The organism is Massilibacterium senegalense (assembly GCF_001375675.1).
Classification (GTDB): Bacteria; Bacillota; Bacilli; order Bacillales; family Massilibacteriaceae; genus Massilibacterium; species Massilibacterium senegalense.
Map to the genome: position 1 here is coordinate 132,893 of NZ_LN831786.1, position 11,715 is coordinate 144,607.

The 11,715-nt window shown below is 34.9% G+C and carries 11 protein-coding genes; 9 read left to right on the forward strand and 2 right to left on the reverse strand.

What is annotated here, in order from left to right; translation table 11 throughout:
- Positions 1-288 precede the first annotated feature (288 nt).
- Both BN1372_RS04045 and BN1372_RS04050 read left to right on the forward strand, forming a co-directional pair.
- Positions 289-2,346 (forward strand): cation:proton antiporter, encoded by a 2,058-nt coding sequence (locus BN1372_RS04045; RefSeq protein ID WP_062197578.1) that lies wholly within the window; start codon positions 289-291, stop codon positions 2,344-2,346.
- 194 nt (positions 2,347-2,540) lie between these two features.
- The gene (locus BN1372_RS04050; RefSeq protein WP_062197579.1) at positions 2,541-3,695 is read left to right on the forward strand and encodes a histidine kinase N-terminal domain-containing protein; all 1,155 of its coding nucleotides are present in this window, start codon (positions 2,541-2,543) and stop codon (positions 3,693-3,695) included.
- Positions 3,696-3,715: 20 nt separating this feature from the next.
- Here the strand turns inward: BN1372_RS04050 and BN1372_RS04055 are convergent, their stop codons facing one another.
- Positions 3,716-4,573, reverse strand: coding sequence for a DegV family protein (locus BN1372_RS04055; RefSeq protein WP_062197580.1), 858 nt, complete (start codon positions 4,571-4,573; stop codon positions 3,716-3,718).
- 144 nt (positions 4,574-4,717) lie between these two features.
- On the opposite strand from BN1372_RS04055, the gene BN1372_RS04060 reads away from it, so the two are divergent.
- Together BN1372_RS04060 and BN1372_RS04065 are read left to right on the forward strand one after the other, a co-directional pair.
- Positions 4,718-5,545 (forward strand): YitT family protein, encoded by an 828-nt coding sequence (locus BN1372_RS04060; RefSeq protein ID WP_062197581.1) that lies wholly within the window; start codon positions 4,718-4,720, stop codon positions 5,543-5,545.
- Between the two features lie 16 nt (positions 5,546-5,561).
- Positions 5,562-6,086, forward strand: a complete 525-nt coding sequence (locus tag BN1372_RS04065; protein ID WP_062197582.1) for a BsuPI-related putative proteinase inhibitor — start codon at positions 5,562-5,564, stop codon at positions 6,084-6,086.
- A 59-nt stretch (positions 6,087-6,145) separates the two neighbouring features.
- Here the strand turns inward: BN1372_RS04065 and BN1372_RS04070 are convergent, their stop codons facing one another.
- Positions 6,146-6,958, reverse strand: coding sequence for a Cof-type HAD-IIB family hydrolase (locus tag BN1372_RS04070; RefSeq protein WP_062197583.1), 813 nt, complete (start codon positions 6,956-6,958; stop codon positions 6,146-6,148).
- A 391-nt stretch (positions 6,959-7,349) separates the two neighbouring features.
- On the opposite strand from BN1372_RS04070, the gene BN1372_RS04075 reads away from it, so the two are divergent.
- The 5 genes from BN1372_RS04075 (at position 7,350) to argB (ending at position 11,714) form a co-directional block, all read left to right on the forward strand.
- Positions 7,350-8,114 (forward strand): prolyl oligopeptidase family serine peptidase, encoded by a 765-nt coding sequence (locus tag BN1372_RS04075; protein WP_062197584.1) that lies wholly within the window; start codon positions 7,350-7,352, stop codon positions 8,112-8,114.
- A gap of 37 nt (positions 8,115-8,151) precedes the next feature.
- The gene (locus BN1372_RS04080) at positions 8,152-8,475 is read left to right on the forward strand and encodes a metal-sulfur cluster assembly factor (protein ID WP_062197585.1); all 324 of its coding nucleotides are present in this window, start codon (positions 8,152-8,154) and stop codon (positions 8,473-8,475) included.
- A 163-nt stretch (positions 8,476-8,638) separates the two neighbouring features.
- The gene (gene argC, locus BN1372_RS04085) at positions 8,639-9,673 is read left to right on the forward strand and encodes an N-acetyl-gamma-glutamyl-phosphate reductase (RefSeq protein ID WP_062197586.1); all 1,035 of its coding nucleotides are present in this window, start codon (positions 8,639-8,641) and stop codon (positions 9,671-9,673) included.
- 24 nt (positions 9,674-9,697) lie between these two features.
- A complete protein-coding gene (gene argJ / locus BN1372_RS04090) occupies positions 9,698-10,918 on the forward strand; it encodes a bifunctional ornithine acetyltransferase/N-acetylglutamate synthase (protein WP_062197587.1) in 1,221 nt (406 codons plus the stop codon).
- 19 nt (positions 10,919-10,937) lie between these two features.
- Positions 10,938-11,714 carry an acetylglutamate kinase gene (argB, locus tag BN1372_RS04095; RefSeq protein ID WP_062197588.1) on the forward strand — a complete coding sequence of 259 codons (777 nt, stop codon included), beginning with the start codon at positions 10,938-10,940 and terminating at the stop codon, positions 11,712-11,714.
- The last annotated feature ends 1 nt before the right edge of the window (position 11,715 follow it).

Sequence of the window (11,715 nt, forward strand, 5' to 3'; positions counted from 1 at the left end):
GCTATTACAAAGTCAGATGGTTCCAGATATCTAGGGATACGATGTGTGTTGGAGAGAGTGGTACAGCAAGCCATTCTCCAAGTAATTGAACCAATCATAGACCCATACTTTTCTGAGAATAGCTTTGGCTTTCGCAAAGGAAGGAATGCCCATCAAGCGATAACAAAAAAAACTCGCAAAGTGGGGATTAAAAGACATTTCCCAACTTTATGAGTTAGGATACTTAAAAGGTTGAACCGCCGTATACGGAACCGTACGTATGGTGGTGTGAGAGGTTGGGGATTATACATGATGAAAGATCCTATCATGATTTTAGCGATAACAATGGGATTATTTTTACTTATGCCGCCGATTGTTAAAAGATTCAAAATGCCAGATTTAATTGGATATTTAATCGCAGGTATTATTATTGGTCCCCATGGCTTTGGACTAATTGATCGAGATCAAACGATTATCTTATTAGGAACAGTAGGATTATTATTGATTATGTTTTTAGCAGGTCTTGAAATTGACTTAGATGGGTTTGCACGTTATAAAAATCGTAGTATTTTATTTGGGTTAACGTCGAATGTTATTCCGTTTATTTTAGGGATTCTTTCGGGTATTATTTTTGGATATAGTATCGCTGCTTCGATCCTACTGGGGGCTATTTTAGCTTCGCATACGCTGTTAGGATACCCAATTGCAAGTAGGTTAGGCATAGTGAAAAATAAAGCCATTACGATGGCTGTTGGAGGAACGATTATTACAGATGTCATAGCTTTGGTCGTGTTAGCAATTGTAGCCGGGGCATCTAAGGGAGAATTTTCGTTTTTCTTTCTTTTTAAATTGTTAGTAAATTTAGCGATTGTTGCATTAATTATTTTAAAAGGGATTCCGATTATCGCTCGTTCTTTTTTTAGAAATGTAAGCGAGGAAGGAGTCGTTCAATTTATTTTTGTGATGAGTACGTTATTTGCTTCGGCACTTCTTGCAGAAATTGCCGGAGTAGAAGCCATTATTGGTGCTTTATTTGCTGGCCTTGCTTTAAATCGATTTATTGTGGAACATGGAACATTAATGAACCGAATAAACTTTACGTCCAATGCTATTTTTGTTCCATTCTTCTTACTTTCTGTTGGGATGCTCGTTGATTTACCCTCTTTAATTGGTAGCATGGAATCGATTTTGTTAGCAGCAGTGTTCATTATTTTTGTTGCTATTGGTAAATCGATACCTGCTATTTTAACAGGAAAAATTTATCATTATACGAAAAACGAAATTATTATGATTTTTGGACTTTCGATTTCGCATGCGTCTGCTACACTTGCCGCTACATTAGTTGGGTACGAAATTGGGATATTAGATCAAACTATGGTAAATGCGATTATTTTAATGATTTTATTTACTTGTATTATCGGTCCATATTATGTAGAAAAATCAGGGCGAGAAATTGCTACGCATGAAGGACAAGTGCCGTATGCTGAAAATGAACGTCCACAACGAATTTTAATTCCAATCGCCAACCCGAAAAATATGGAAGCACTTTTAGACTTTTCAATGATTTTAAGAAGAGAACATTCTACCGAATCGCTTTATCCACTGACGATTGTAAGAGAAGACTTGACGTCCAATGTACCACAAGTGGCGCAAGCGGAAAAAATGCTCGGTCATGCTGTATTATATGCAGCGGGAGCAGAAGTGCCAGTTCGAGTGTTAACAAGGATTGATCAAAGTGTGTCAAATGGGATTTTACGTGCCATTGCCGAAGAACAAATTTCAACGGTAGTTGTTGGATGGAATCCGAAAATGACAGGAAAAGATAAAATTTTTGGTTCGATTCTTGACCAGCTTTTAGATCAAACGTATCATCCTATTTTTGTTACCAACCTTGTGAAACCATTAAATACAACACGACGTGTGGTAATGATTATCCCGAAAAATAGTTTATTGAAACGTTCATTTAAAGCTACAATGAAACGGTTAAAAACAATTGTTAGTCGTTTAGGAGCAACGTTGCACTTAATTATTTTGCGTGATGAGAAAAATCTTCCTTTATATAAAGAAATAATGGATGAATTAGAACCGAAACCCATAACAACATATGAGTTTGTTGAAAGTTACGAAAAGTTGTATGAAGAAGTATTTCCTAATATTAAAGAAAATGATTTAACGATTCTTTTGAGTGCGAGAAAAGGGACCACAGCTTACCGACCACAACTAGAAGAAATACCAAGTCAATTAGCAGAGAAAGTTTCCGAAAACTTCGTTATTTTTTATCCGAAAGAAGAAGAAAATATCGATGAACGAGGAACAACTGGAACAGAATTACCGAAAGAAATTTTATTACCGCGTGATTTTACCTGAAAAAAGAATGACAGCCTTACTCCTAAATGGAGTAAGGCTGTTTGTTTTTATTATTCTTTCACACAAATAAAAGTAAAATTTGTTGATTTTTAAGGAGTTTTGACGCATTTTTTAGAAAATCAATGATTTTTTTTGAGTGTTCATGTTAGAATAAAAACAACTAGTTTTGTTTCGTGAGTTAGGAGAGACAGTATATGACAGAAGAAAAAATAATGTCCCCTTCAAGTATAGAAAGAATTTCTACATTTTTAGATGACCACATTTTCTATTTTCTAGAAGAATGGTTAAAGGTTTCGAAAATTATAAAAGACGATCCCTTTTATGAAGAAGTGAAAAAAAATGGGATTATGACAGTCCGTCTTGTCATTAAATCTTTAACAGGTTCTTATACAAACGTAGTGGAAAAATTAATGAAAAAAGTAGCGAATGAACGGATTCAAGCTAATGTTAATATTAGTGAGTTTGTTTACAATATTAACGTTGGTCGAAAAATTGTGATTGATAAAGTGTTAAGCGAAGATAGTTTTTCGTTTGATGAAAAAATATACACTATTTTGGTAACGAATCGGTTATTTGATGATTATGCGTACCTAGCTGTTCGGGAATATACAAAAATTAAAGATCAAATTATTTTAAATAAAAGTTTGTTTATCCAAGAAATGCATCAAGATCGTTTATCTTTACTTGGACAACTATCGGCTGGATTTGCCCATGAATTCCGTAATCCTTTAACAGCTGTGAAAGGATTTGTTCAGTTGCTTGAGCAACAAGTAACAGACGAAACAACCGAAAAATATTTTGAAATCATTAACCGAGAACTAGATAAGCTACAGGGGAAAATTAATCAATTTTTATATTTTTCAAAAATAGAAGGAATTACGGAAGAAAAGAAAAGTTTTCAATTAGAACCAGCCATTAAGGAAATGATTGATTTACTTTACCCGCGAATTGTAGAAGAAAAAATTGTTGTAACAAAACAAATGGAACAAGACCTTTATGTATGCGGTGTAGAAGAACAATTAAAACAAGTGATTTTAAATATTTTAAACAATGCAGTAGATGAATTGAAAATGACAAAAAAGCAAGAAAAGAATATTCATATTACGGCAACATCGAAAGACGAATGCGTGGAATTGTGCATTTCTAATAATGGCCCTCAGATTCCGCAACATATTATTGACAACATTTTCTCTCCTTTTGTCAGTACAAAACAATTAGGGACTGGAATTGGTTTATCGGTATGTAAAAAAATTATTGATTTACATGACGGACGAGTGGAAGTGTATTCTTCGGAAGAAAAAACGGGTTTTTTGATTCAATTACCGAGATGTCGTGAACATGAAAAATAGAGGGTGCATCACATGCCCCTCTATTTTGTTTTATTTAAAAAGAATAAAGCAATGGTACCTGGACCTGAATGTGCACCAATGGCACAACCGACATAGTAGACAATACATTCTTTAATCGGGAAATGTTGCTCGATATAAGATTTTAGTTCTTCCACACCTTCCATATCATCCCCGTGACTAATGGCGATCGTTTGATTTTCTAATTGAACGCCACGCTCTACCATTACATCCGCCATCCGCTTTAATACTTTTTTTCGACCGCGAATTTTTTCAAGTGGAACTAAAGATCCATCTTCTACATGTAAAAGTGGCTTGATTTTTAACAAGCTACCTACAAAAGCAGAAGTACGACTTACCCGGCCACCGCGTAATAAATATTCCAAATCATCTACGGTAAATAAATGTTCCATATGACTAGTATAAAAATGTGCAGCTTCAATCACTTCTTCATCGCTTTTTCCATTTTTTTGTTCATTAGCTGTTAAGTAAACGGCTAATCCTTGTCCTAAGGATGCACATTTAGAATCCACCATTTCACATTTGAAATCAGGATATTCTTCAACTATTTCGTTTTTCATTAGTTGCGCAGTTTGATACGTTCCTGACAGTTTGGATGAAAATGTTATATATAGGCAATCTTTCTTTTGTTTTGCATATTTCTCGAAAGTTTCCTTTAATAGTAGTGGGGGAACTTGTGATGTTTTAGCAACAGCTCCTTCTCGCATAGCTTCATATAGTTTTTTTGGATGCAACGTTTTCCCGTCTTCATATTGGTGATTATTTAGATCTACCATAAGCGGTAACACATCAATTTCATATTGTTCTATAATATGAGGTGGTAAGTCACAACCTGTGTCTGTAATTATTTGGAGTGCCATATACACACAACCTTTCATCTTTTACTTACTTATACAGTTTAGAAATTCCCGAGATAAAAATCAATGAAACTTTTACAATCATTTTACTTTTCCCTCCTTTGGTTATGCTAATAATAGGGAAAAGGGTAAAAAGGGGCGATACAGATGTTTGAAAAGTTTATAAAAATGGTAGTGATTATTTTAGGCGCGCTCTTAAATGCAGTAGCGTTAAATTTTTTTTTAATTCCAGCGAACGTCTATGCAAGTGGTTTTACAGGGATTGCCCAATTGTTAACAAATTTTCTTCCCTTATCCACAGGAATTCTGTTAGCACTTTTAAATATTCCAGTCGTTATTTTAGCGTGGGTACGAGTAGGGCGTTTTTTTACGATTTTTAGTATTATTAGCATTTTTTTGCTATCTCTATTTTTAGAAGTTATTCCGGTTGAAGCCATTTCAGGTAATGTTTTATTGAATGCTGTGTTTGGTGGTGTAATCGGTGCAATCGGTACTGGGCTAACATTAAAGTACGGAGCTTCTACAGGTGGATTAGATATTATAGCGATGGTATTATCCCGGATTAGTAACCAATCGGTTGGGAATTACTTTTTTATTTTAAATGGGTTAATCGTTTCTGTAACAGGAGTTTTATTTGGATGGGAATTAGCGTTATATACGTTAGTAACATTGTATGTTTCCTCTAGGGTCATTGATGCCATTCATACGAGTAATGTGAAGTTAACTGCCATGATTATGACGAAACATGGAGATGAATTAGTGAGCGCTATTCAGCAAAAGTTAATACGAGGGATTACAGTTGTTCCTGCTACAGGTGGATATACAAAAGAAAATTTAGAAATGCTTGTCATGGTATTAACTCGTTATGAATTATATTATTTAGAAAAGATTATTAAAGAAGTGGATGAAAATGCGTTTGTAAACATCGTACAAACAACAAAAGTGTATGGTTTTTTCAGAAAAGATTTCGAATAAGAAAGGCGTTGAATGAGTGAAAAAACAGTTGTTATTGCTAATTTGTTTTTGTGGTATTTTGTTTAGCTTTGGATGTGCTTCGACTATTCCAGAAGTAAAAACAGAAGAAAAATGGATGGATGAAAAAGAGAATGCACAAAAAGAATTAGTAGAAGGATTTCCGGTACGAGTAACGGCAAAAGAGCAAGCGGATCAAACGATAAAATTGAAAGTATCTGTTACAAATCAAACAAAACAAGATGCAACATTTATTTTTTTAACAGAGAACTTATATTATTTTCAAGTGAAAACAGAAGTTGGAGACGTTTTGTATGATAGTATTGGAAGGAATAAAGAAAATAATTATGTGCGAGAATTAAAAGTGAAGCAAGGAGAAGCATTAGCTTTTGAAGCAATGTGGGATGGAACGGTAAATGGTGCTAAAATATCCAATGGTACGTATGAAGTGACAGGTGGAATATTAGTAAATAAAACAGAAAATATAGAAATAGATGAAAATGGATTATTTGACACGGTTCCTTTAGAAGTAACTACGCATTAATCATAAAAAATCGCCTTAACTCTAGGAAGAGAGAGGCGTTTTTTTGTTTAGAAAGCTACTTATAAAGACATGACTTCTTCTAAATAATGAGCAATGCCATTTTCCATATTTGTTTTTGTAATGTCGTTCGCTACTTCTTTTAGTTCATCAATTGCATTTCCCATTGCAATTCCATGACCAGCATATGTTAACATTTCGATATCATTATCTTCATCTCCAAAGGCAATGATGCGTTCTCTTGGAATTTGGTAGTAATTCGCGATTTTTTCAAGTCCGACGGCTTTGTTCATGCCGGCTTTCACGATTTCAATCATGTTCCAAGGAGGTGCCCATGTGCGATGATTAATCACTTCGGCATGTGCTTCTTTTAATTTTTCGTTAATCGTTCCCATTTGTTCATCTTTTGGCTGAATTAATAAAGAGGTTGGTGAGACGTTCATAATATTTTTTAAATCTCCTGTGTAAATAGAAGGATTTCCTTTGGAAAAGACATCAACAATTGTTCGATCGGGGTGGCGTAAATAAACTTGGTCTTTTACTTCGGCTAAGTAGTTAGGGACAGAATAATGGTCGCAAATTTCAAATACATCTTTTGCAATGGGAAGATCAACAGGTGTGTGATAGGTTCCGAAACTTCCAGTTGGATCGTGCGTAAATGCACCGTTAAAGTTCACAATTGGTGTTTTTAACCCAAGTTCGTGATAGTACGTCGCACTCGCTCGGTAAGGACGACCGGTAGCAATGACAACGATATTTCCTTCGTTTTGAAGGCGATGGATCACATTTTTTGTTTTTGTTGAAATTGTTTTATCATCTTGGAGAAGCGTACCATCTAAATCTAAAGCAATGAGATAAGGATTTGGATTATGCATACAATTCACCTTTTTATCTTTTTTTTTTGAATACTTATATTGTATCAATCGAATGTAAGTATTATGTTAAGTATATTCAAATTTAATGTAAAAAAGACTAGGTTACCACACCCCAGTCTTTTTATTTCTTCCTTATTTGTTAACAAATCCGTACACAGCAAACACTCCAGTACCAATGACTGCTGCTAAAAATAAAATCATTGTTAAGTAAAAGGTAGCTCTGCGCATAAAATACCTCCTCAAATTCCCTCTCTAGTAAATATTATAGGTATAATGACATTTGTTTTAAATTATATCATAAGGGTATCTTTTTTAAAATGTTAAATTTGTGCTTTTTGGTTTCAAATAAAGTACGATAAGAATAATCAAACTATTATGAGGTGAAGAGTAAATGATTGGAATTTTCCATGAATGGGTACACGACATTCCGGTTTTACATATTGTAAAGGGAACAAAGAAAGACGAACAACTTCCGACTGTTATATTTATACACGGTTTTACAAGTGCAAAAGAACATAATTTGCATTATGCTTATTACTTGGCAGAAAAAGGCTTTCGTGTATTATTACCAGAAGCAAAATTTCATGGAGAGCGTGCGGAAGAAGTGCCTTACGCAACATTCCTTCTTTCGTTTTGGGAAATTGTGATTCAAAATATTCAAGATGTAAAGACCATTAAGGAACATTATGAAGAAAAAGGATATATAGATCCGAATCGTATCGGGGTTGCTGGAACGTCAATGGGGGCGATTACGACACTTGGAGCTTTAACGCAATATGACTGGGTTAAAGCGGCCGTTTCGTTAATGGGAGCTCCTGCATATGTAGCGTTAGCAGAAGCGCAAGTCGAGGCAATGAAGCATCATTATGCAGATCATTTTGACAATATTGATATAGATGAACAATTAGGGCGTTTAAAAAAATATGATTTATCGATACATATGCATGCATTGCAAAAACGTCCGCTTTTGTTTTGGCACGGAAAACAAGATACCGTCGTTCCGTTTCAAAATGCATATATTTTTTATGAAGAAGCAAAATCGCATTACGGTGGAGATATAGAAAAGTTGCAATTTATTGCAGATGAAAAAGCGGGGCATAAAGTTTCACGTCAAGGGGTATTACAAACAGTAGCATGGTTTGAAAGATTTTTATAAACAACGATTAAACATATAGAAGGAGTAATACAGAAGCATGACACCTGAAGAAAAAGAAACAATAAAAGGTCATATGATGTCCCAATTAGAATATGTCATGGATCCGGAATTAGGAGTGGATATTGTCAATCTTGGATTAGTGTACGATGTGGACGTTTCCGACGACGGCGTAGCTTTAGTCACAATGACATTAACGTCGATGGGATGCCCAAGTGTGGGTGACATTATCGCTCAACTAAAGGTACATCTAGAAGTTATCCCAGGAGTGGAAAAAGCAGAAGCAAATATTGTTTGGAGCCCACCTTGGACAAAAGATAAAATGAGTCGTTATGCAAAAATTGCATTAGGGGTTCATGAATAAATGAAAGTAAAAGAAGATTCGTAGTATAGGAATCTTCTTTTTTTATTTTAAAAAGTGAAAATAATTGAAATTGTAATAAAATAATATTTATACTATTGATTTTATTTTTATTCATCTTTATAATGTTACTTAATTATTCCATTACAAAGGGGACGACTTAAAAATGAAAGTAGGAATTATCGGAGCAACAGGATACGGAGGAGTAGAATTAATTCGTATTCTTTATTTACATCCAAATGTTTCATCGTTTTCTGTATATTCTTCGTCGATGGAAGGAAAAAAAATAGATGAAAGCTATCCGCATTTTTACGGAATGCCATTAACGTTACAACCAATTGACCCGGAAAAAATCGCAAAAGATGTAGACGTTGTTTTTTGTGCTACTCCATCTGGTGTATCTGCTAAAATTGTACCGGAATTAATCAAGGCGGGTGTGCCAGTGATTGATTTATCAGGAGATTTTCGTTTAAAAGATCGTACACAGTATAAAGAATGGTATAAAAAAGACCCAGTACCACAAAATTATTTAGATAAAGCAATTTATGGATTAACAGAGTGGGTAGAAGAAGATTTGAAAGGTGTACGTTTTATTTCGAATCCTGGCTGTTTCCCAACTGCAACGTTATTAGGGTTAGGGCCACTTTTGAAAAATGATTTAATCGATGTCGATTCTATTATTATTGATGCAAAAACCGGAGTAAGTGGTGCTGGTCGTTCATTAACCATCAAATCACATTTCGGAGAAACAAATGAAAATTTAGCGGTATATAAATTAAATCATCATCAGCACATCCCAGAAATCGAGCAAATGTTACGTCGTTGGAATCCGGATGTGACACCCATTACGTTTAGTACGCATTTAGTTCCAATGACTAGAGGAATTATGGTAACAACATACGCAAAAGCAAAAAAAGCACTAACAGAAAAACAATTACGTGCCATTTATAAAGAAAAATATGATCATCATTATTTCGTTGGTATTCGACCGGAAGGAGTATTTCCAACGACAAAAGAAGTGTATGGCTCAAACTTCTGTGATATTGGGGTTACATATGATGAACGTACAGGAAGAATTACAGTCGTATCTGTCATTGATAATTTAATGAAAGGTGCTGCTGGTCAGGCCGTTCAAAACTTTAATCTGATGTTTGGATTTGATGAAAAAGCAGGGCTTGATTTTATGCCTATTTATCCATAAATTGTTCGGAAAGGATCGTTAGAAATGACAACATCAAAGATAAAAAAACTAGAAAAAGGAACTATCACATCTCCTAAGGGATTTTCAGCAAGTGGAACACATATTGGACTAAAAAAGAAAAAATTAGATTTAGCCGTTCTTTATAGTGAAGCACCAGCTACGGCAGCTGCTGTCTATACATTAAATCAAGTGCAAGCAGCTCCTATTGCAGTGACAAAAGAAGCGATTGCAAAAGAAGAAAAGATTCAAGCTGTTGTTATTAATAGTGGAAATGCGAATGCTTGTACAGGTACACAAGGAATAAAAGATGCAAAAGAAATGCAACAATTGACGGCGGAATTATTTCACATTCCTAGTCATTATGTGGCGGTTTCTTCGACAGGTGTCATTGGTCAATTAATGCCGATGGACGTAGTGCAAAAAGGAATACAAAACGTAACGTTACAAGAAGAAGATGGAGGAAAAAACTTTGCTACGGCTATTTTAACGACAGACACATATACCAAAACATCTGCATATCAACTAGAATTAAATGGAGAAACGATTACTATCGCAGGTGTATGTAAAGGATCAGGGATGATTCATCCAAACATGGCAACGATGCTTGCATTCATTACAACGGATGCGAACATTGAAGCTGCGGCTTTAAAAAAGGCGCTTAGTGAAGTAACGAATCAAACGTTTAACTGTATTACCGTAGATGGAGAAACATCTACAAATGACATGGTATTAGTGTTAGCAAATGGATTAGCATCCACACATACTTTAACGGAAACAGATGAAAACTATTCATTGTTCGTAGAAGCATTACGATTAGTAAGTGAAGATTTAGCGAAAAAAATTGCTCGTGACGGTGAAGGAGCAACAAAACTAATCGAAGTAACCGTAAAAGGTGCTAAAACAAACAAAGAAGCAGGAATTATTGCGAAAAAAATTGCTGGTTCTGATTTAGTGAAAACAGCTGTTTATGGAAAAGATGCTAACTGGGGAAGAATTATTTGTGCAATTGGTCATAGTGAACAACCGATTAATCCGGATACTGTCGATATCGCGATTGGACCGATTAACATGTTAGCACAATCACAGCCGGTTGTATTTGATGAAGAAAAAGCTTCTGAATATTTTGAGAAAAATGAAAAGATTGAAATTTTTGTCGACTTACATGTTGGAGACGGAAGTCAAAAAGCTTGGGGATGCGATTTGACTTATGATTACGTTAAAATCAACGCAAGTTATCGTACATGATGAAAGGTGAAGAAAGAAAATGAATAAAATGATCGTTGTAAAATGTGGTGGAAGTACATTAGATGAGCTTTCACCTTCCTTTTTCAAAGGAATCCATCTATTAAAAGAACAAGGGTACCAACCAATTATCGTCCATGGTGGAGGTCCGGCTATTAAAAGAATGTTAGATACGCTACACATTCACTCAAAATTTATTAATGGGCTTCGCAAAACAACAAAAGAAATGATGGACGTTGTAGAGATGGTACTCGGTGGGAAAGTGAATACATCACTTGTGTTTCAATTACAACAAGCAGGTTCTAAGGCGATTGGATTAAGTGGAGTGGATGGGTTTCTTTTAGAAACGGAAGCAAAAAACATGGGATTATTTGGGTACGTTGGGGAAGTAAAAAAAGTTCATACTCGCGTCATTACCGACGTAATTGAAGCAGGGTATATCCCAGTCATCGCGCCAATAGGCATTAATAAAAATGGGGAACGTTTTAATATTAATGCAGATAGTGCAGCAAGTGCCGTAGCGAACGCATTAAAAGCACAGAGACTTATTTTTGTGACAGATGTACCAGGGATTTTAAAAGATGGAATGTTACTAGAAGAATTAACAGAACAAGAAGTAAAAAGTTTAATAGAAGACGAAACGATTACAGGTGGAATGATTCCAAAAGTAGAAGCTGCTTTACGTAGTTTAGAAGAAGACGTACAAGAAGTAATGATTGTAGATGGAAAGCAAACGAACAGTGTACAAGACGGACAATTATCAGGAACAAAAATTAAAAAAGTAATGGAGGTTATTTAAC